The sequence below is a fragment of the Klebsiella sp. JB_Kp004 genome (genome assembly GCF_040065795.1).
In the GTDB taxonomy this organism is placed as follows: Bacteria; Pseudomonadota; Gammaproteobacteria; order Enterobacterales; family Enterobacteriaceae; genus Klebsiella; species Klebsiella quasipneumoniae.
Window position 1 is genome coordinate 1 of the sequence record NZ_JBEAKW010000012.1, and the last position, 22,087, is coordinate 22,087.

The following is a 22,087-nucleotide window of genomic DNA, read 5'->3' on the forward strand; positions in this document are numbered from 1 at the left end:
CCGGATGGCGGCATCAATGCCTTATCCGGCCTACGGGTCCTCGCGCAGGCTCAAAAAGCGTAGGCCCGCGCAAGCGCAGCGCCGCCGGGCGATATACATCAGACGCCGTACCCGCAGTTGTGCCGGATGGCGGCATCAATGCCTTATCCGGCCTACGGGTCCTCGCGCAGGCTCAAACAGCGTAGGCCCGCGCAAGCGCAGCGCCGCCGGGCGATATACATCAGACGTCGTACCTGCGTTTGTGCCGGATGGCGGCATAAATGCCTTATCCGGCCTACGGGTCCTCCCGCAGGCTTAAACAGCGTAGGCCCGCGCAAGCGCAGCGCCGCCGGGCAGGGGATCATAGAGTGGAGTACGATGAAAAAGTCCGGATGCAGAAAAGCAAAAACCCAGCCATAGGCTGGGTTCTCTGAATAAGTGGTGCCCGGACTCGGAATCGAACCAAGGACACGGGGATTTTCAATCCCCTGCTCTACCGACTGAGCTATCCGGGCAACGGGGCGCATTAAACCGTAATCCGCCCAGCCCGTCAACCAAATTTCTTAAATTACTTGTCGATTGCTTATCTTTGCGGCAATTCCGCGTTCAAAGGCGCATTTTGACTCAATATCACTGCATGCCGTTATCGCCTTCACGGCTTTTCCAGCCGCTGGTGACGGAGATAACGTGGCGCAACCCGGAGATCAGGTAATCACCAATGACCTCTTCATCTTCCCGCGGCGAGCTCAGCGTAATTTCCGCATCCACGCCGTGACGATAGGCGCCATGATGGCTGAAAATGGTGCCGATATAACATTTTCCGTTCAGCCAGACCGGAATATAGGCCACCGTCTCATAGATATAGTTAACGGCAACACCGCTGTAATAGTTGTCCGCCTCGTCGGCGGAGGCGCCGGGCGGAATGGGGCAGATCGGCGCATCGTTGTCGCTGGCGGGTTTGTCTTTCAGCAGGTTGCCCTGCATCACCTCCAGCGAGCGCAGCAGATCCGCTTTATCGCTGTCGCTCAGGCTGGGGGTCAGCGGTTGGTCTTTCTCCGGGGAGCGGATGCTGTTCAGCGTATAGCGATAGCGAACCGTCACCGCGGGCGTCTGGCTGGCGGTGCTGAACGGGCGCAGCAGATAGAGATTATCTTCGCCAAACTGGCCGTTGTACCACAGGGCATACACCTGGCCGTTGATTTTGACCCAGTGGTTCCATTGGTTAGCCCCGCGGCCATTGATCGAAAAGAGGGCGCCGGGTACCCCGGCATCGAAATCATCGCCGTTATCACTGTCGCTATCGTTGACGGCGGCAAAATCATCATCGCCGCGCCGGAGCACCCCGGTGTAGCTGAAGAGCCCGGTGCCGCCCACGTAGCTGTCGATGATCAGATCGCGTTTGCCGTCGCCGTCGAGGTCGATAAGCGTAAAGCTGACTTTACCGTTTTCTGAATCTGCGCTAATTGCGGAGCGCAGAAACGCCTGCCACTCGTCATCGCTGATATCCGGGGACGGTTTGCTGGTCGTCACCAGGCTGTCATCGGCGTAAGTGAGCGTGAAATCGGTAATATGGCCGGTTAACGGAAACTGCTCGGCGACCCGGTTCAGCGCCAGTTCCGGATCGCTTTTTTGCGCTTTCAGCACCGCGTTATACAGCGTTCGCAGGGCCAGGTTATCCGCTTCTTTCTGCTGCTTCGGGATCACCTGGCTGACAAAGGTCGGCAGCATCCAGGTACCGCCCGGGGTGATTTCCCGGCACATACCGGTGCTGTACTTCAGGCTGGGAACGAAGGTTTTACCCTCCCAGACGCGCGTCTCGCCGGTTACGCAGTCGGCCATGCCCCGCTCTTTGTGCAGGAAGACCAGCGTGCCGTTGGCGTAGCTGGAGGCCTCGGTAGTGAGCAGCCGCGGTTTGCTCAACTGGGTGTTATCGACCAGCCACAGGGCATAGCCATCGTTATAGGGCGCTCGCCAGCAGAGCGCCTGCGCCAGCGAATGGGTTTTATCCAGCGCGGTGAGGGTGATCTGGCGCTCTGCCGCCGGAATGGCCGGGTTCTGCCAGTCTTCACAGCGCTGGTTCAGCAGCGGCGTCAGGGCGGGCAACAGCTTCTGGCGCTGGAGCATGCTCAGCGGTACAGGTTGCGCGTTGTGGATCACCGGCGCGGCGATGATTTCCGGGGCGGGGGCAGCGGGCAAAATGGCATCGTCGCCCGCGTCGCCTTTATCCAGCAGCGCGTCGGCGGTGCCGGTTCGTCGCTGAAACGCATCCATTTTACTCAGCACCTCGCGGCTGCCGGCGCTGGAAAGCGGCAGGTGCTGGCCGTTAAGCGTGAATTCGATGTTGCGCTGGTTCGCCAGGGCCTGCAGCACGGCGGAGGTCTGATCGCTGTCCAGACGGAAGTGGCTGTCATCCACGGCATCCAGCGAGCCGAGGTCCCGGTCGTCGATCAGCAGGCTGGCGGTGGAGTCGGCGGGGATATCGTGTTCGATCTGCGCGAAGGTGACCGTGGCGGTGAGGTGCTGTTCGCTGCCGGCGTTGCGGGTCAACAGCACGCTGATCTCGCCCATGCGGACGCCGTAACCTGCCGCCCGGCAGGTGCCAGTGTTATCGCAGGCGAGCTCCCAGTCTTTTTGCGCAAAGGAAAAACCTTGCAGGGGCGCCGCCAGCAGAGGTGTGGAGCACAGCCCCAGCCAGGCAGCCCAGAAGAACGCGCGCATATCAATCCCTGTCAGCAATCAGTGAGGGGGAAATTATAGGCGCGACGTGGCGGTTAGGATATCAGAATCAGGTTAAGGCCCCGCCCATACGGCACTGGGCGAAGCGCAGAATATCTTCTGCCAGCCGCCGCGCCGTATCGACATCCGTCTGGCTACGCTTGATCAGCAGACGGCTCAGACAGCCCTCGACAATCAGCTCCATCTGCTTGGCGACCATTTCCGGATCATCCACCTCCAGCTGGGTCAGCAGCTCATGGGTGTAGGCCAGCGAAGCCTGCTTCTGCTGTTCCGCCAGCTGGTGGATCGGGTGCTGGGCATCCGGATAGAAGGTGCAGGCGGCGATAAATAAACAGCCGGGGTAGCGCTGGTTGCTGACGCAGGTGGTAAGCGCGCTATAGCGCGCCAGCAGCTTTTGCTCTGCGCTTAAGGTGTCGTCCAGCAGCAGCTGACGGCGCCAGGCATCCACCTGGTGGCTCAGATAGCGAAGCGCGTCGTAGAGCAGCGCTTCGCGATCGGGCCAGAAGCGTTTCAGGTCGCTCGTCGGACAGGACACGCGCTCAGCGACCATCTCCAGCGACGTGTTGGCGATACCTTCAATTTCAAGAATTCTAATGGCTTCTGCCAGGACGTCTTCACGTAGCACGGTGTTCTCCTCCATCTTTCCTCCTAAAGTGTCGCTCACGCTTGCCAATCGCGCAAATGGGCGCTGAATGCCGCAGCATCCATAAAGCCGGTGACCCGCCGGTCGGGTTGTTCCTGGCCCTGCGCGTTGAAGAACAGGATCGTCGGCAGACCGAGCACCTGCAGGCGCTTCAGCAGCGCGGCGTCTTGCGGACTGTTTTTTGTCACATCAACCTGTAATAACACGACGCCTTTCAGCGCCTGCTGCACGTCAGGTGAACGAAAGGTGTATTTTTCAAACTCTTTGCAGGCTACACACCAGTCGGCGTAGAGATCGAGCATCACCGGCTGGCCTTTTGCCTGCGCCAGCGCCCGATCAAGCTCGGTTACCGAGCTGACGCGGGTGAAGGCCAGATGCGCCTGCTGCTCGGGCGCCGGGGCGCCAAACGCCCAGTCCTGCAGCGGACGGGCGCTGACCAGCGCGGCGGCAAGAAGAATGATTTGCGCCAGCCGCATCCACGGCCGGGTCGCGCCCAGCGAGGTGATAAACGCCCAGCTGAAGAAGGCGACGCCAAGCATTGACCACAGACGTAATCCCCACTGGTCGCCGAGGATGCGCTCCAGCAGGAAAACGGGCAGAGCCAGGATCACGAATCCGAAGGCGGTCTTCACATGGCTCATCCACGGGCCGCTCTTCGGCAGCAGACGGTTGCCAAACACGGTGACGAGAATCAAAGGCAGGCCCATGCCCAGCGCGTAGAGGTACAGCGTGCCGCCGCCCAGCCACAGATTACCGCTCTGGGCGATATATAACAGGATGGCGCTCAGCGGCGCAGTGGTGCAGGGGGAGCAGATCAGCCCGGCAATAGCGCCCATCGCAAAGACTCCGCCGGGCGAGCCGCCCTGGCGCTTATTGCTGAGCAGCGCCAGTCGGGTCTGCAGCGTGGAGGGCAGCTGTAGCGTGAACAGGCCGAACATGGAGAGCGCCAGCAGTATAAACACTGCCGACAGACCCACCAGCACATACGGGTGCTGCAGGGCCGCCTGGAACTGCAGCCCGGCGGCGGCCACCACCAGCCCCAGCGCGGTATAGGTTAAGGCCATCCCCTGGACATAAATAAAGGCCAGCAGCAGGGCGCGCGCGGTGGAAAGCCGCTGTTTGCCGCCCAGCACGATGCCGGAAATCAGCGGGTACATCGGCAGCACGCAGGGGGTGAAGGCGATACCAATGCCTATCAGCAGCGCCCACAGGGCGGTGAAAGGCAGGCGAGCGGGGGCGTCAGCGGGCGGCGCTGAGGCAGGCGCAGGTGAAGTGGCGACCTCCGGGGCCGGACGCGGCTCAACCGGCAGCGGCGGGTTGAACGCCGGACGGCTGCTCGCCGGCGGCGCAGGGTCAATGGTGGTCGCCCGGCCATCTGCCGAAGCCGCCAGCACGGCGCTCAGCGGGATCACTTTGGTCTCCGGCGGATAACAGAATCCGGCATCGGCGCAGCCCTGCCAGGTGACGGTGAGGGTGGCGTCTTTGTCCGCCTGCTTCACCGTCAGCGGGACGGTCAGGCGCTGGCGAAAGATCTCGCTTTTGCCGTAAAACTCATCCTCATGCCACTCGCCCGCCGGCAGCGCCGGTTCGGCGATCGTCGCCCCGGCGGCGCGGAAGGTAAACTGTTGACGATAAAGATAGTAACCATCCTTGATTTGCCAGCTCAGGTTGAGGTCATGCTGTTGCTGCTGAAAGTCAAAGGCGAAGGCCTGGTCAGCAGGCACGAAGTTCGAGCGCCCCGGCGCGTCGAATAACCCGGCGGTGGCTGACGCGCTGCACAGCAGCAGGATCAACGTAAAGATGCGGTAAGCCATGAGAGGTAATCGTTGTCTCCATACGTGACGGGCAGAACCAGCAGTTCAGGGGTTTGATACGGGTGGTGAGACTTCAGGCAGTCCAGCAGCGCCTGCTGATGGGCAAGATCGGTTTTGAGCAGCATCTGAACTTCATACTCCTGCTCCAGCTTCCCTTCCCAGTAATAGAGCGAGGTGGCGCCCGGCAGGAGCGTGGCGCAGGCGGCCAGCTTTTCCGCCAGCGCTTTTGCCGCCAGATCCTGGGCGGTTGCTTCATCCGGCGCGGTACAGAGCACAACAACAGCATCAGGCGTAGTCATCATGAACCTCGTATCAGCGAAAAGAGGCACTATAGCACGCAAGGTGGGGAGGATTAACGAAACGGGCCAGGAGCTGGCCCGAATTTGAAGAGATTTACAGCATGATGCCGCCAAAAATAAACCCGAGGATCACGCACAGCGTAATGGCGATGACGCCGGGGATCAGGAAGGCGTGGTTGAAGACGTATTTACCGATGCGGGTGGAGCCGGTGTCATCCATTTCGACCGCCGCCAGCAGGGTGGGGTAGGTCGGCAGAACGAAAAGGGCGGAGACGGCGGCAAACGAGGCGATGGCCGTGAGAGGGCTCACGCCCAGCATCAGCGCGGCGGGCATCAGCGCTTTGGTGGTGGCCGCCTGCGAGTAGAGCAGCGTGGCGGCAAAGAACAGCACCACCGCCAGCAGCCACGGGTAGTTATGCAGCAGGTCGCCGGCCACGGCCTGGATATCGCTGATATGCGCTTTAACGAAGGTATCCCCCAGCCAGGCGACGCCGAGCACGCAGACGCAGGCGCTCATGCCGGACTTAAAGGTGCTGGCATTGAGCACTTCGCCGGTGTCGATTTTGCAGGTGATGCTGATCAGCGTGGCGATGGTCAGCATAAACACCACGATCGCCTCGTTACGCGGTAGTACCGGGTTTTTGATCAGACCGACGGTATCGCTGATGGCCGTGGCGTAGAACATCACCGCCACGATGCCGATCAGAAACAGCAGAACGGAACGTTTGGCGTGCGGCTTCAGCTCAAAAACCTGGCTGCCGCGCAGTCTGACCTCACCCTTGGCCAGCCGCTCCTGGTAAACCGGGTCATCTTTCAGTTCGCAGCCGAGGAAATTGCAGACGATAGCGGTGAGCATCACCGCCAGCAGGGTGACCGGAATACAGATGGCCAGCAGCATCAGGTAGCTAACGCCCAGCGGCTCCAGGATCCCGGCAAAGAACACCACCGCGGCGGAGATGGGCGAAGCGGTGATCGCTATCTGGGAGGCCACCACCGCAATCGACAGCGGACGGGACGGACGGATGCCTTGCTCTTTGGCCACTTCGGTGATCACCGGCAGCGTGGAGAAGGCGGTATGGCCGGTGCCGGCGAGCACGGTCATAAACCAGGTCACCAGCGGGGCAAGGAAGGTAATATATTTCGGGTGGCGACGCAGCATCCGTTCGGCGAGGCTGACCAGGTAATCCATTCCGCCTGCGACCTGCATGGCGGCGATAGCGGCAATCACCGCCATAATGATTTCAATAACGTCGAAGGGGATCGCACCCGGTTTAATTTGAAAAATAAGCGTCAGGACAAGGACGCCAAGGCCACCGGCAAAGCCGATACCGATGCCGCCGAGCCGGGCGCCGAGATAAATCGCCAGCAGGACAATAACCAGTTCTGCACCAAACATATATGCCTTCCTTGTTTTTTAACAAGTTGATATTGGATTGTTGTATTTTAGTAAAACTAAAAAGCAAAAAGGCATGTCATCGCTGACATGCCTTTGAATGACTATCCGGAAAGATTACTGTTCGCTTTCATCGGTATAACGCTTCGCTTTATAAGCGGGATGCATCAGGTTTTGCGCGGAGAAAATGTCATCCAGCTCCGCCGCCGTCAGCAGCCCACGTTCCAGCACCACTTCCCGCACGCTCTTCCCGGTTTCGGCGCAGATCTTGCCGACGATATCGCCATTGTGGTGGCCGATAAACGGGTTGAGGTAGGTGACGATGCCGATGGAGTTATAGACGTAACCTTCGCACACCGCTTTGTTGGCGGTAATGCCGTTGACGCATTTCTCCAGCAGGTTGTAGCAGGCGTTGGTCAGAATGTGGATAGACTCGAACATCGCCTGGCCGATCACCGGCTCCATCACGTTCAGCTGCAGCTGCCCGGCTTCTGAGGCCATGGTCACCGTGGTGTCGTTGCCGATCACTTTAAAGCAGACCTGGTTGACCACCTCCGGCACCACCGGGTTAACCTTCGCCGGCATAATAGAAGAGCCAGCCTGCAGCTCAGGCAGGTTAATTTCGTTGAGGCCCGCGCGCGGTCCGGAAGAGAGCAGGCGCAGGTCGTTACAGATCTTGGACAGTTTCACCGCCAGGCGTTTCAGCGAGCTGTGAACCATGACGTATGCCCCGCAGTCCGAGGTGGCTTCAATCAGATCTTCCGCCGGAACAACCGGTAAGTTGCTCACTTCCGCCAGCTTCTGCACCGCCAGCTGTTGATAACCGTCCGGGGTGTTGAGGCGTGTGCCGATGGCGGTTGCGCCAAGGTTCACTTCCAGCAGCAGCTCCGCGGTGCGCAGAATGCTTTTGGTCTCTTCATTGAGCAGCACATTGAAGGCATGGAACTCCTGACCGAGGGTCATCGGCACCGCGTCCTGCAGCTGGGTGCGGCCCATCTTGAGGATGTCCTGGAACTCCTCGGCTTTTGCCTGGAAACCTTCGCCCAGCTGCTTAATCGCATCGATTAACTTGAGGATAGACGCATACACCGCAATGCGGAACCCGGTCGGGTAGGCATCGTTGGTGGACTGGCATTTGTTGACGTGATCGTTTGGGTTCAGGTACTGGTATTCGCCTTTCTGGTGGCCCATCAGCTCGAGGCCGATGTTTGCCAGGACTTCGTTGGTGTTCATGTTTACGGAGGTGCCGGCCCCGCCCTGGAAAACATCGACCGGGAACTGGTCCATGCATTTGCCATTATTCAGGACTTCGTCACAGGCGGCGATAATCGCATTTGCCGCGCTTTTGGGAATGGTCTGCAGCTCCTTGTTCGCCAGCGCGGCGGCTTTCTTCACCATCACCATGCCGCGCACGAATTCTGGTATGTCGCTGATTTTGCTGTTGCTAATGTAGAAGTTTTCAATCGCTCGCAGAGTATGAACGCCGTAGTAAGCGTCCGCGGGAACTTCCCTGGTGCCCAACAGATCTTCTTCGATACGAATGTTGTTTAACATGTGAACCTTCTTTTCAAGCTGCCAATGAATTCACCAAATACACAGAATATCCAAGATTCAGTATATTTTCTGGCCGACGATTATTTCCTTAACCGGCCCGGTGCCCAAGATCATATGCTGATGATAGCGAATATCAGTAAGCTTGATCACTTATTACATCGCGGGTGTGAGAAGATTTATTAATCTGTGAAATGGGTCACCGCTTTCCTATTCTTGGAAAAAATAAGCATTTCCGCTGATTGAAAAGCCGCTCAGCATCCCCATCTTAGTGGGATGCGATCAGCAAATTGATGACTACGGGGGCCGAATTCGGCGCCTGTCGATGAAGGAGACGCCGGTGCGTTGGATTCCGTTTATTGCCTTTTTTCTTTACGTTTACATTGAGATATCGATCTTTATCCAGGTCGCTCACGTGTTGGGCGTCTTTATGACGCTGATCCTGGTGATCTTTAGCTCGGTGGTGGGGATGTCGCTGGTGCGCAACCAGGGCTTCAAAAACTTCCTGCTGATGCAGCAGAAGATGGCCGCGGGCGAGAGCCCGGCGGCGGAGATGATCAAGAGCGTCTCGCTGATTATCGCTGGCCTGCTGCTGTTGATCCCGGGGTTCTTTACCGATTTCCTCGGCCTGCTGCTGCTTTTGCCCCCGGTGCAGAAGCACCTGACGATGAAGCTGATGCCGCATTTGCGCTTCAGCCGGATGCCGGGCGGCGGCTTTAGCGCCGGGACTGGCGGCGGAGAGACCTTCGAAGGGGAATACCAGCGCAAGGATGAACAGCGCGACCGTCTGGACCACAAGGACGATCGCCGCGATTAACGTTTATCGGCCCGGTCTGCAGACGCGACCGGGCCGCTTTCTTTTTGCGCCTATACGCTTCCTGTCGCCAGCTTACGTCTCGGTAAAAACAACCACAGCACCGCCAGCATCACCAGCGCGTACAGACTCTTCCAGCCGACCATCGCCAGCAGCAGCAGACAGAGAATGCTGCCCACCGCCGCCAGCAGCCGATAGCGCCCGCGCAGCAAACGACAGCCCGCCAGCATGCACAGCAGATAGATCATGATGAAAATGCCGTTGGCATAGACGATCAGCGCGTCCAGATTGATATCGAGAAAATAGATACACAAGGTGCTGACCACGCAGGAGCCCAGCACGGCGTTGAGGGCGTTGCGTGGGATCTGCCGCGGCGACAGCCTCGCGAGGTAGCTCTGTGGCTTATGCTGCGCCTGCGACCAGACCAGGCGGGCGAAGCTCTGAATATAGATGTTGAGGCTGGCGAAACAGGCGAGGTAACCGATGACGCAGGCCACCCACAGCGCTTCGACGCCGAACAGGCGGACCACGATATTCGGTAATGACGCCGCCGCCGCCATCTCCTCGCCAAAGGCGTGGAAGTGCAACACCAGCACGGTGCAGGCCCAGTAGACCGAGCCGGCAAGCAGCAGGCCTATCATCAGCGCGCGGGGAAAATCGCGCTCGGGGTGTTTAAACTCCGAGGCGAGGTGGGCAAAGGCTTCCAGGCCGACAAAGCACCAGAACATCACCGACAGCGCGGAGAAGAGCTGGCCGCGGTCGATCTCCGCCGGGGCGGGGAAGGGGATCTGCGCCGGGCTTATGCCACCGCGCCACCAGACGGCGACGATCAGCGCCACGATCAGCACGGCAACCAGCGTCTGCAGGTTGGCGCTGGAGCTGGCGCCACGTGAACCGACCCACCAGACGATGGCCAGGGTACCCAACTCCGCCAGCAGCAGCTGCGCATCATGCCAGCCGAACAGCGCCTGGCCGAAGCCGGTGGCGATGTGCAGGGCGGCGGGGAGCCCGACCGGGATAACCGATAAAAACAGCCAGCCGGTGACGCTGGCCAGACGTGGGCCAAAGGCCATATCGACAAAGTGGGCCACGCCGCCCGCGCTGGGGAAATGGCGGCCCAGCAGGGCGAAGACGATGGCAATCGGAAAAACAAGGAGGATAAGCAACGGCCACGCCCACAGGCTGTTATCGCCAGCGACCAGCGCCGCCAGCGCCGGAACGGCGAAAATGCCGGTGCCCAGCAGTGAGGTGGAAAGCAACCCGACTCCCTGTCCCAGCCCTAACTCCTGTTTTAAACCACTCATGATTCCATCCTGCGCCAGTGAAAAGAAAGAGAGTATCACAATCGCTTTTCCTTATGACCGGTTGCCCGGTGGCGCCGCTTTTTGCGCGCCAGCGCAAAGGTAAAAATTTTTTTTAATTTTGCCCTTGAAGCGGGAAATGGCCATCCCCATCTCTCTCTGCACTAGCCGGTAAACCGCGTTCGGCCCGGCGTCACCCATAACTGATAATGACTTTCTCGAAGGAGAGCTATCAATGAGTATTCGTCCGTTACATGATCGTGTGATCGTCAAACGTAAAGAAGTTGAAACCAAATCTGCGGGCGGCATCGTTCTGACCGGTTCTGCAGCAGCTAAGTCAACGCGTGGCGAAATCATCGCTGTCGGTAAAGGCCGCATCCTGGAAAACGGGACCGTGCAGCCGCTGGACGTTAAAGTTGGTGACATCGTGATTTTCAACGATGGCTACGGCGTGAAGACTGAAAAGATTGACAACGAAGAAGTGCTGATCATGTCCGAAAGCGACATCCTGGCAATTGTTGAAGCTTAATTCGCACGACCCTGAACGAATTTGAGGAATATAAGAAATGGCAGCAAAAGACGTAAAATTCGGTAACGACGCTCGTGTAAAAATGCTGCGCGGCGTAAACGTACTGGCAGATGCAGTTAAAGTGACCCTGGGCCCGAAAGGCCGTAACGTGGTTCTGGACAAATCCTTCGGCGCGCCGACCATCACCAAAGATGGTGTTTCCGTTGCACGTGAAATCGAGCTGGAAGACAAGTTCGAAAACATGGGCGCGCAGATGGTGAAAGAAGTTGCCTCTAAAGCGAACGACGCGGCAGGCGACGGTACCACCACCGCAACCGTGCTGGCGCAGGCTATCGTGAACGAAGGCCTGAAAGCGGTTGCTGCAGGCATGAACCCGATGGATCTGAAACGTGGTATCGACAAAGCTGTCGTTGCCGCTGTTGAAGAACTGAAAGCGCTGTCCGTTCCGTGCTCTGACTCCAAAGCTATCGCTCAGGTAGGTACCATCTCCGCTAACTCCGACGAAACCGTCGGTAAACTGATCGCGGAAGCGATGGATAAAGTCGGCAAAGAAGGCGTGATCACCGTTGAAGACGGTACCGGTCTGGAAGACGAACTGGACGTGGTTGAAGGTATGCAGTTCGACCGCGGCTACCTGTCTCCGTACTTCATCAACAAGCCGGACACCGGCGCCGTTGAGCTGGAAAGCCCGTTCATCCTGCTGGCTGACAAAAAAATCTCCAACATCCGCGAAATGCTGCCGGTTCTGGAAGCCGTAGCGAAAGCTGGCAAACCGCTGGTTATCATCGCTGAAGACGTTGAAGGCGAAGCGCTGGCGACCCTGGTGGTTAACACCATGCGCGGCATCGTGAAAGTGGCTGCGGTGAAAGCGCCGGGCTTCGGCGACCGTCGTAAAGCCATGCTGCAGGATATCGCGACGCTGACTGGTGGTACCGTTATCTCTGAAGAGATCGGTATGGAGCTGGAAAAAGCGACTCTGGAAGACCTGGGCCAGGCAAAACGTGTGGTTATCAACAAAGACACCACCACCATCATCGATGGCGTTGGCGAAGAATCCGCAATCCAGGGCCGCGTTGCTCAGATCCGTAAGCAGATCGAAGAAGCAACCTCCGACTACGACCGTGAAAAACTGCAGGAACGTGTCGCTAAACTGGCTGGCGGCGTTGCCGTAATCAAAGTCGGCGCGGCAACCGAAGTTGAAATGAAAGAGAAAAAAGCACGCGTCGACGATGCCCTGCACGCCACTCGTGCTGCGGTTGAAGAAGGCGTGGTGGCTGGCGGCGGCGTAGCGCTGGTTCGCGTTGCAGCGAAACTCGCTGGCCTGACCGGTCAGAACGAAGATCAGAACGTCGGTATCAAAGTTGCGCTGCGCGCAATGGAAGCGCCGCTGCGTCAGATCGTGTCCAACGCCGGTGAAGAGCCGTCTGTTGTGGCGAACAACGTGAAAGCCGGCGACGGTAACTACGGTTACAACGCGGCAACTGAAGAATACGGCAACATGATCGACTTCGGTATCCTGGACCCAACCAAAGTTACCCGTTCTGCACTGCAGTACGCGGCTTCCGTGGCTGGCCTGATGATCACCACCGAGTGCATGGTGACCGACCTGCCGAAAGGCGATGCGCCTGATTTAGGTGCTGCTGGCGGTATGGGCGGCATGGGCGGTATGGGCGGCATGATGTAATCGTGCGCTCTACGGCATAAAAAAGCAGAAACCCCTGGCCAGTAATGGCTGGGGGTTTTTCTTTTGGCGCGCTTTTTAGTATAAGGCTTATACATAAAAATCATTTAAGCTGCATCAGAGCGGCAAGCACCTCCGTATCGGAAGCGACTAACTAGCGCGACCGGCTAAGGAATGAAAGCGGCTCATGCCGACGCAGTTTGAAGGATGACAGGTTTACATCCGGGCCAGTGCGTCCAGCTCATCGATCATGGGGATTAACATGCAGGTAAAATATTTAGCAGGGATTGTCGGCGCAGCCTTACTGTTGGCAGGTTGCAGTTCCAGCAATGAATTAACCTCTGCCGGCCAGAATGTGCGCTTCGTGCAGGAGAAGCCGGGCGCAGAGTGTCAGCTGTTAGGGACCGCGACGGGTAAACAGAGCAACTGGCTCTCCGGCCAGAATGGCGATGAGGGTGGCTCCATGCGCGGTGCGGCTAACGCCCTGCGTAACCAGGCGGCAGCCATGGGCGGCAACGTGATTTATGGCGTCAGCAGCCCGACGCAAAATCTGTTGTCGAGCTTTGTGCCCACCGACAGCGAGATGAACGGCCAGGTTTATAAGTGCCCGAACTGATGCGCGATGCCTCTCTCTGCGAGCGTAGAGAGAGGCGTGACCGGTAGAAGAGGGTCAGGCGTTAAGCTCCGCTTTCTTCTCCAGATAGAAGGCGTGCAGTGGACGCAGGCACTCTTCCAGACTGAGCATTCTTCCCGGCTGGGAAGGGATAATGGTACTAAAGATCTGGCATGGCGCCAGCGCCGCGTGCATCGCCTTGAGCTTGGGGCTTTTCTCGATAAGCTGCATCACGACGTTATTTTCCAGTTCCGATAAATGTGGCGCACTGGTTTTGATCACAGCTCCGGAGACAATTTTCTTCCCTTCCTCCGTCTCGCAGCAGTACAGCACGCCCAGGTAATGGGAAAACAAGTTTAGTTTCCAGTCTTCCTGAGGATACTGTTGATAATCAATATTTGGCTGGGTGGTTAAGTCCACGGCATAGCACATTAAAAAATCCATATTTGAACTTAAATACTGGATAAGTTCCTGATCGCCGACTGTTTTTAATGCCTGTTGAATACCAATTATCAGGGCTTCAACCTGTCGGTCATCAATAGTTAACGTCTTAATTTGATCATCCTGAAATACCAGGATCAGCGTCGACTGCGTTTCGCCAGGTTTAAGCGTAATAGACATTATACGCCGCTCAGGAGAAGGCTGTTGTATTTCAGCCATTTCTACCGTGGGGATATGGGTAACAAGTGTTTCGTTATAAGCGATAATCTCATCTTTGTAAGCCTCGCCTTTATTTTCAAGTCGCTGAAAAATTAAGGCCATTCTACTTTGCAGTATCAGAAGCAGGTCGGCCAGTACGGGTGCCTGAAGATAGAAAATCTCACAGGTATCATTCGCTTTCTTGACCTTAAGTAACAGCGCCAGGAAACGCTCTTCAAAAGTAATTCCCGCAGTATTAAAACCAATAAACGTTCCTTGCATAATCTTCTCCTTTATTAAGCGGTAGCCATCGACTTCGATTGTGAGAGGTCAATAACGCGATCGGCAGATGCAATGGTTGATGGCCGGTGCGCGACAATAATTCGGGTGATACTTAATGATGAGATGGATTGGTTGATAACCGACTCATTTTTTAAGTCGAGGTGACTGGTGGCCTCGTCCATAAACAGGATACTCGGTTTACGGTACAAAGCACGAGCGATCAGGATACGTTGCTTTTGACCGCCGGAAATGCCCAGCCCCAGTTCGCCGACAATGGTTTCGTATCCCATCGCCATCTTCATGATTTCATCATGGATGTTGCAATGTTTGGCACATTCCATTACGAATTCCAAATCGGGGTTATCATCAAAACCACTGATATTATCGATAAGTGAACCTGAAAAGAGACGATCCTCCTGAAGTACGCAGGCGATACCGAGACGATAGTTATTTAAACCAATTTTTTGAATCTCCAGATTATCCGCCAGTATTTCGCCGGAGTCAGGTGAAAGCAAACCGCACATGACTTTCAACAGCGTGGTTTTGCCAACGCCAGATGGGCCAATTAGCGCGACAGACTCGCCTGGGGCAACCGTTATATTCAGATTGGTAAAAATGGGTTGTGAAAAAGGATCGTATTGATAACTCAGGTTCCTGACTTCAAGCATCACGCCGGTGTTTTCTGTAAACACACGTCGGGATGGAAGTTCTTTTTCCGGTTCGCTAAAGGCGATTTCAGATAGACGTTCATTATGAAGCGAGAGCATACGAAGCTGCATCACCAAATCAATGAGATTCGATGCACGTTGAGAAAACTGGCCTCGATAAGCATTAAATGCCATAAACATACCGAGCGTCATCTCGTTATCAATTACCATAATGGCACCCAACCACAGTACCACCACCTGATCGATAGAGGTGATAAAGGTATTAATCCCACCAAACATCATATCAAAGCGAGTTTGCTTAATACCTGCGTTACTGGCATCAACGTTAAGATTCAGCCAATGCTGCGAGCGACGTTCTTTTAAATTTAATGCTTTGATCGTGGAAATGCCATAAAGTGATTCCATAAAGTGAGAGTTAGCACGCGCCCCTTTAACGACCTGCTCTTCCGTTACGCGTCGATAAAAACTATAGGTAGCGAAGCGCATAATCGCATAGCAGACGGTAAAACCAATGACGACCCATACTAACCAGCCGCCATATAATGTCAGCATGACTAACAAACCGATCGTCATTATCGAATCGATGATGCCAGTGACGATACTGTTGGTAAAAATTGAACGAATGGTATCCAGAGACGAGAAACGAGACTGGATATCGCCTAAGTGTCTTTTCTCGAAAAAAGATAATGGCAAACTTGCCAAATGATCGAATAGCGTTGTTTTCCATTGAATGTTTGTCAACGTATTCAACGTTAACGACGTCCATGCTCGGAGCATGCTAATAAACGTGCGGAATAGCGTAAAAAATATTAAACCAATACAAATAACAGAGAGTAAACTTTCATCGTGCGCCATAATGACATGGTCAGTTACTAACTGTGTACCAATAGGCAACAGGAGGCCAATCGCTTCTACCACAACAGAGAAAGCAAAGATCTTAATCAGCGCCGATTTTAAACCAACAATTTTATGCATTAAATCCAGGAGTCGTAAACGGGATTTCGCCTCCTCTTGTTGGAAGTTATGGTCAGGCCAGAGTTCAAGCGCAACGCCGGTAAAATTATTTGACATCTCACTGATGCCAATGATTCGTTTACCCAGCGCGGGATCGTGAATCACAAATCCGTTTTTCTTTACTTTTGTAAGGACTACATAGTGGTTCATTCCCCAGTGGATGATGCAGGGAAGCTTCAGCTGTTTTATTTCATCGAGGTCGAGCGCTAGCGCACGGTTTTTTAAACCAGCCTGCTCTGCTGTTTTGCTTAGAGACAACAGTGAGGAACCCTGTGAGGGGCTACCGAATCGTTGACGAAAATTAAATAAATCGATATTTAACCCATAATAACCACAGACCATCGCCAGACAGGCAACTCCACATTCCGATGATTCTGACTGTAGAATAACAGGCGTTTTGTTAACCAGAGAAAAATTTAGCTTTGCAACAATGGTTTTGAACAGTTCGTTAGTCATGGATTGGCCCAGTAATGCTTTGAGTTATCTTATACACAGGGGTAAACATCCACATATAAAGTGGGCGCTCTTCGAGAAATACAACGGCTTGAGCCTTCAGTCCATTCGAAAGCGAAAGCGTTTTACCATTGTAATTAAAGGTTTTGTTTTCAATTTTGACAATGGTTTTATAGAGTGCCAGTTCCTGCTGATTCGTTCCATTATTAACATTAGTGTATTCAGACAGTTCCTGTCGGGATGTCGGGACCGAAGATATTGAAAGTATTTTTCCCGGGAATTGCCCAAATTTATCGGATGGGAAAGCATCATAGCGGATGTTAATGACATCACCCGGTTTGACATAAGGTATGCTATTATTAGGTAACCATAAAATAAGATAATATTCTATATCACCAGTGGGTTTGATTTGCGCTAAACTGCTGCCTTTGTCGACCATTTGTCCTTTTGTTACAGCCAGCGATTCAATACGTCCTTCTGTGGTTGCTTTAATAATGACATTACCATTGGCATTTGATTCAACCAACTGGTTTTTGTAATCATTAATCTGGTTTTCCTGAGATGATATTTGGTTGTCAAAATCTGCCGTTTTTGTGATTTTATCGCTATTTAACTGGGTTACCTGGGATTCCAGTTGCATTTTCTGACTGACCAAAGACTGATAGGTACTCTGTTGTTGAAAGTATAATGAATGCTGATAGTTATACTGATCTTTGGTGATAAGGCCATCACGAAGATATTTATCGTAACTGGAAAGATTATCATGCATTTTCTTTAAACCAGTCTGCGCATTAACCAGCATGCGGTTAGTTTCTTTTAACGAATCATTGATGGTTTTTAGCTGTTTATCTAAAGATAATCGGGTTTCTTCTTTATTATGAGAAAGTTTGGTGATGATATCTTCAGCGTTCGCAATCTTTTCATTAATGACTTCTATTTGCGCCGTACTGACGTTGCCTGTTGTTGTATTTCGGGAGATGTCAATTTCATATAAAGACTGTCCTTTGGCGACAAGGTCACCGACTTTTGCATATTGGGAAATAACAAACCCTTGCTGTGGCGCATAAACATTGACAGAATGAGGTAAAGTAATAACTTCCCCACGAACATCAATGCGTTGGGTAAAGGTACAAAATATTGTGGTGGTTATTAGAATGGCTAAAAAGGCAAATGAAAGTAATGCAATAAGCCATGCCGGAAGCCCTGCTAGCAGCAAAGCCTTTCCTTTCCAGTGATGCTTTTTGTATTCGATCGCTTCCTTGCGATAGATTTTTCTTAACATAATTATCACTTACATAATGAAATGAAAAGGCCCGATATTTCAGGCCCTATTTACTTAATAAAGAATGTCAACAAAACGTTGAGCAACCAGCTGAGGCGTAAATTAATTGCTCCAGAAGTTTAATGTGCCATCATAAACGGCATCCATTACACCTGTTGCATAATCCAGAGTCATATCCCAGCCAACGATACCGGCGGCAACGCCAAAACAAACGCCACCAGCTACTAAGCCAAACAAGATACCTACACCCTGACCGATTGCGCCAAAGCCGAGAAGACCACCACCAGCCCCGCCCCAACGTCCAGCGAAAGCTGTCCCAAAAATCGCCCCCAGAGAGGCGCCCAGAGCGACGGCGCCTACTTCTTTAGCAGCCCAGGTCATAATATCGGTAAGAGTATCAGTCAGCGCGCCGCCAGAAATCTCTTCCATTTCAAATACAGTTAATTGATGCATGATTAGTCCTTTAACTAAAATTAAAATTATATGTTCAATCCAGACCAGAAGTTGGTCCGCAGAGAAGATAGTCGTTGCTGTAGTATGAATCAACTCAACTTAATGTGAATTGTTGATGAAATTTCAGATTCATTCTGAATCTAATCTAATTATTTTACAGATTCATAAAGTAATATTAATTTTAGCAAGTTAAATTAAGCTGTTATTATGGGTGTGATTCAAATTGTAGTGTGTTACTTTCATACGTACATATCATAATGATTTTGATTATGTATGGGCAAATAAAAAAGGTGGATATCATTATCCACCTTTTATGAGATTATGGTTCTCTTTATTCCTCCTGAACTACTACCTCTAGTATCGCTTTTACATGCCCGGCCGAGACTTCAGCGCTGTTGTCGCTCATTCGGTAATAATCGGCGGTAAAGTTAATTTTTTGTGATGCTTGAGCGCTGGCAAAACTGTATGTCTCTGCGTCATAAAATATAACGGGACTATTGTCTTTTTTGAAGATAATGCCAACGTTGCTTGCTGCTCCGCCTCCTGTTAGCAGATTATCGATGATGCCATCCCCCGCAGGACTGGTGCCGCTAACTGGGTTAAACCAATAGTAAAGTTTATTACCAATTGAACCGGCTGGGCATGAAACATCCATTGTGATAGTTTTCTGTGATGGGGTTGTGCCACCCCGAGGGATTGACATTAATGTGTTTTTTTCAATTGTATTTAAGGTGATTTGGCTCGGTCCAGACACAGAAATATCACACGAGGTCGCCTTATAAGAAATACTCTTGAATTTCAGAGACGCAGTCATTAACAGACGATCTGCCGCCCTGGGGTTGGTGCTTAAGTTACCCGCTGAGAATTTAAATACTGGATTGGTACTGACGCCGGATGTATCAATGACAGGTTTTGTTTTTATTAACCATACTGTCATAAATTTGTAGTCATCATTCGACTCTAAAATTGGCACAATCGTAGATTGTGCCACTGCGGGTTTAATTGAACCATGCTTGCTGTCCAGAATATCTGAAAACTGAAAACCAATACCATCAATCCCCGTTTCATAGACCGGTTTTCCCATTATACCCGTGACACCAGAGACCTCGGGTGCGGATGAGGTAATGATATACTGATCACCCATTATCTTGCTGCATTCAAAGGTTTTATAGTGTCCGGTACCAACTTTTTTGGTATACAAAACTGTACCTACGGGTATTGTTGGATCCGTTGCGATTTTAGGACTTAAGTTAAATACTGCTTGCCCAGCGGAACCATCATAATCGCATTTGGCAGCTGCTTCACAACAACATAATAATATAGATAGAAAAATCAGTGTTTTTCTCATTCTTTATTGTCCTTGGTCAATATTAGCGACAAATTGTTTCGATTTGACTGATGCCAGCCGCTTTGCCTTCCCTGGCCGGTAAAGTAAAGGAAGCATTGCACTGCTGCGCCGCGCTTTTGCCCCATTGCACGTTAAGTATTCCGGTTTGCTGCAGGCCGGACATATAGACCATCCCGGCGTCGCTGACGATGCTTGGCTGTGCCTGGCTGCTCCCGGCGAGTAACACCATCGCACCATAAGGTACGTCCTGGCCGCTGGCCGTTTTCAGATGGACAAATGCGCGCTGGCCGATATTACCGGCATAATTGGCCCGTACGATGGCGCCGCGTGTCGGAACGACGCTCTGCGTGGTTTCCGGAAGCTCCATATCTTCGCCAAGCGAAGTACTATCGAGGGTGATATCGGTGCGACGATAAGGCGTGACATAAGGTACGATGGCGTAACCACGATAGTCGGTGGTGATGGTGTTATCGTTGGCCAGCTTGACGTTATCCAAACCTGGGGCCTTAACCAGTACGGCGGCATCGGTGATGTCCTGACCAAGCGTGACCCCATCGGCATGAGCGACAATGCTGCCGTTGGCGCCATAGTCTATACGCTCGCTACCGCGATCGTAGCTGTAACCGGCATTGACGCTGCCGCGAGCACCGTTATAGGTTGCGCGCATATCGCCGCTGTAGTATTCCCGGTTGCTGTATCCTTGCTGCAGGCTCCACTCCAGGCTGTCGTTATCCAGCGCGTTACCACCGATGGAGACCGACTGATCGGTAGACCCCGGATTACTGTTGGTTAACTGATAACTGGTATAGGTGCCCGGTAGCCAGTTGCTCAGCGGCAGCGTGACGGTCAGCGAGATACGCTGATCGTCCTGGGCGTCTTTCCCGGAGTTATTCCCGCTCCAGGTATAGCGGTTATAGCTGTACCCAAGGTAATAGTTTACATTGCGGAAGCCACCGTTGTACCCCACGCTGATCGACTTGTTGGTGCGCTTATCGTCCCAGTAATCTTCAATCAATCCACTGATAGACAGACTGCCGAGGCCTTTACCCAGGCTTTGATTCAGCGTCAGATTGGTGCGGTTGCGCAGCGAGCGAGGAGTATACTTGCCATCATTAGAATAGCTATCTAACACTTCAGAGAGGGTATTAAATCCGCGGGTGGAATAGCGGTATCCAGCGATAGTCACGTTTGTACCGGTTTCGATAATATTTTTCCCGTAACGGACACGCCATGACTGCCCAGAGGTCTTTTCGTCGTCTTTCATTTTTGACCAGGCCTGGGTGACGTCTGCCGAGGCGGCGCCAAGCTCGCCGAGGTTATAGCCGAGGCCTGTTGACAGGGCCTGATAGCGCGATGCGGCCTGCACCCCGCCATAAAGCGTCAGGCTGCTGGAGACACCGTAGGTCGCGGTAGCTTGCGTAAAGGGCGTTTCATCGACCCCGCCGTCGTAAGGACGATATTTACCAGACGTAATTTCATATTCCAGCTGATCTTCACGGACCATCACCGGCAGCGTAGCGAACGGTACGACGAACTCCTGCTTAGAACCGTCGGACTCTTCCACGGTGACGTAAAGGTCGCCGCTACCGCCGCTCGGGTACATATCGGTGATTTCAAACGCGCCAGGCGCCACGTAGGTCTGGTATACCTGGTAGCCGTTTTGTTTAATGAAGACACGGGCGTTGGTTTTGGCGATACCACGGATAATCGGCGCATAGCCGCGCATACTTTCCGGCAACATTGATGTATCGGTGGCCAGTTGAATACCGGTAAACGGTACACTGTCAAAGATGCCTGAGAGTGACGAGCTCTCACCCATCACCAGGTTACTGTTGATGGGACGAATGCTGCGCTGCATGTAGAGATAGGCTGAGTCCCAATCACCCGCATCGCCGTTGTTTTTATTCCAGGTGCTGAGGTTACGGATACGCCATGGGCCAACGTTGAGGCCAGACTGCAGGTTCAGGCTGTAGTATTCGTCATTGGCCTGCATGTCGTTTGAGCCGCTGAACTGATAGTTCACCAGCAGGGCGTTGATGCCGTCATCAAACTGATCCGGTGGAATATATCCCTGCGCGGTGGTAGATAGTGCCGCCTGCGGAATGGATATATTCAAGCGCTGGACGGTAAAGTCGAAATCCGCTTTGGTATCCGGGATGACTGAAAGATTGGCGCAGCCGTTTTTATCCTCGACCAGTTCGGGAAAGGCTTTAACCCGTACGCCATACTCTGCCAATGTTTTCAGGCTCAAACAGGGCACCAGGGCGGGCTCTCGATTATTCCCAGTGGCACGGCTATTCGCAACAAACTTCATTGTCCTGGTATCCAGATAGCGACCATTAAACATGATATCTACCCGATAATCCCCTGGCGCCTGTGCGTTCTGCGTCTGGAAAATAGATAAGTCGGGAGTGGTTGATGGATCGGTACCATTCAATGAGCTAATGAATGAGGGATCGAAAAAGTCACGTGCTTGCGCTTTATTATTCAAACCAGAAAGCAATGCCGGAAGCATTGCGAGGAAGACCGCGGATAGTTTGAATAATCCATTATTCTTATTTGGCATAGACACATCCCTATAATGATAAAATAAAA

Annotated in this window: 17 protein-coding genes and 1 tRNA gene; 4 read left to right on the forward strand and 14 right to left on the reverse strand. The window is 53.4% G+C overall.

The window, feature by feature from the left end; translation table 11 throughout:
- Positions 1-418 precede the first annotated feature (418 nt).
- The 7 genes from ABLX76_RS12540 to aspA all read right to left on the reverse strand — a co-directional run bounded on the left by ABLX76_RS12540 (position 419) and on the right by aspA (position 8,418).
- A tRNA-Phe gene (locus ABLX76_RS12540) sits at positions 419-494 on the reverse strand.
- A gap of 115 nt (positions 495-609) precedes the next feature.
- Entirely contained in the window at positions 610-2,697 is a 2,088-nt protein-coding gene (locus ABLX76_RS12545; protein ID WP_243806647.1) for a DUF1176 domain-containing protein, read from the reverse strand.
- Positions 2,698-2,764: 67 nt separating this feature from the next.
- Entirely contained in the window at positions 2,765-3,355 is a 591-nt protein-coding gene (locus ABLX76_RS12550) for a transcriptional regulator (RefSeq protein ID WP_262962755.1), read from the reverse strand.
- 20 nt (positions 3,356-3,375) lie between these two features.
- A complete protein-coding gene (locus tag ABLX76_RS12555) occupies positions 3,376-5,172 on the reverse strand; it encodes a protein-disulfide reductase DsbD (protein ID WP_101977444.1) in 1,797 nt (598 codons plus the stop codon).
- A complete protein-coding gene (gene cutA, locus ABLX76_RS12560; protein ID WP_004206404.1) occupies positions 5,148-5,471 on the reverse strand; it encodes a divalent cation tolerance protein CutA in 324 nt (107 codons plus the stop codon). The genes ABLX76_RS12555 and cutA overlap by 25 nt, the downstream gene beginning before the upstream one ends.
- Before the next feature lie 94 nt (positions 5,472-5,565).
- Complete coding sequence (locus ABLX76_RS12565; RefSeq protein ID WP_023291690.1) at positions 5,566-6,867, reverse strand: anaerobic C4-dicarboxylate transporter; 1,302 nt, start codon at positions 6,865-6,867, stop codon at positions 5,566-5,568.
- Positions 6,868-6,981: 114 nt separating this feature from the next.
- Entirely contained in the window at positions 6,982-8,418 is a 1,437-nt protein-coding gene (gene aspA / locus ABLX76_RS12570) for an aspartate ammonia-lyase (protein WP_004177762.1), read from the reverse strand.
- 337 nt (positions 8,419-8,755) lie between these two features.
- Here aspA and ABLX76_RS12575 point away from each other — a divergent pair, with 337 nt between their 5' ends.
- Positions 8,756-9,232, forward strand: a complete 477-nt coding sequence (locus ABLX76_RS12575; protein ID WP_023291691.1) for an FxsA family protein — start codon at positions 8,756-8,758, stop codon at positions 9,230-9,232.
- 50 nt (positions 9,233-9,282) lie between these two features.
- On the opposite strand, the gene yjeH is transcribed toward ABLX76_RS12575, so the two are convergent.
- Positions 9,283-10,533: an L-methionine/branched-chain amino acid transporter gene (gene yjeH / locus ABLX76_RS12580; protein ID WP_261901843.1), complete on the reverse strand. Its 1,251-nt coding sequence runs from the start codon at positions 10,531-10,533 to the stop codon at positions 9,283-9,285.
- Between the two features lie 232 nt (positions 10,534-10,765).
- Between yjeH and ABLX76_RS12585 the strand changes: the two genes are divergently transcribed.
- From ABLX76_RS12585 to ABLX76_RS12595, 3 genes are all read left to right on the forward strand, one after another.
- Positions 10,766-11,059: a co-chaperone GroES gene (locus tag ABLX76_RS12585; RefSeq protein ID WP_004152420.1), complete on the forward strand. Its 294-nt coding sequence runs from the start codon at positions 10,766-10,768 to the stop codon at positions 11,057-11,059.
- Positions 11,060-11,096: 37 nt separating this feature from the next.
- Positions 11,097-12,743 carry a chaperonin GroEL gene (gene groL / locus ABLX76_RS12590; protein WP_023291693.1) on the forward strand — a complete coding sequence of 549 codons (1,647 nt, stop codon included), beginning with the start codon at positions 11,097-11,099 and terminating at the stop codon, positions 12,741-12,743.
- Positions 12,744-13,002: 259 nt separating this feature from the next.
- Complete coding sequence (locus ABLX76_RS12595; protein ID WP_004152419.1) at positions 13,003-13,356, forward strand: DUF4156 domain-containing protein; 354 nt, start codon at positions 13,003-13,005, stop codon at positions 13,354-13,356.
- Positions 13,357-13,410: 54 nt separating this feature from the next.
- Here the strand turns inward: ABLX76_RS12595 and yjeJ are convergent, their stop codons facing one another.
- From yjeJ to ABLX76_RS12625, 6 genes are all read right to left on the reverse strand, one after another.
- Positions 13,411-14,274: a YjeJ family protein gene (gene yjeJ / locus ABLX76_RS12600; protein ID WP_348874608.1), complete on the reverse strand. Its 864-nt coding sequence runs from the start codon at positions 14,272-14,274 to the stop codon at positions 13,411-13,413.
- A 14-nt stretch (positions 14,275-14,288) separates the two neighbouring features.
- A complete protein-coding gene (locus ABLX76_RS12605) occupies positions 14,289-16,412 on the reverse strand; it encodes a peptidase domain-containing ABC transporter (RefSeq protein ID WP_087777365.1) in 2,124 nt (707 codons plus the stop codon).
- Positions 16,405-17,691, reverse strand: coding sequence for an HlyD family secretion protein (locus tag ABLX76_RS12610; protein ID WP_023291696.1), 1,287 nt, complete (start codon positions 17,689-17,691; stop codon positions 16,405-16,407). The genes ABLX76_RS12605 and ABLX76_RS12610 overlap by 8 nt, the downstream gene beginning before the upstream one ends.
- Positions 17,692-17,793: 102 nt before the next feature.
- A complete protein-coding gene (locus ABLX76_RS12615) occupies positions 17,794-18,144 on the reverse strand; it encodes a hypothetical protein (protein ID WP_080901617.1) in 351 nt (116 codons plus the stop codon).
- Positions 18,145-18,475: 331 nt separating this feature from the next.
- Positions 18,476-19,492: a fimbrial protein gene (locus ABLX76_RS12620; protein ID WP_080901616.1), complete on the reverse strand. Its 1,017-nt coding sequence runs from the start codon at positions 19,490-19,492 to the stop codon at positions 18,476-18,478.
- Between the two features lie 22 nt (positions 19,493-19,514).
- Positions 19,515-22,058, reverse strand: a complete 2,544-nt coding sequence (locus ABLX76_RS12625; protein ID WP_348874611.1) for a fimbria/pilus outer membrane usher protein — start codon at positions 22,056-22,058, stop codon at positions 19,515-19,517.
- Between the last annotated feature and the right edge of the window lie 29 nt (positions 22,059-22,087).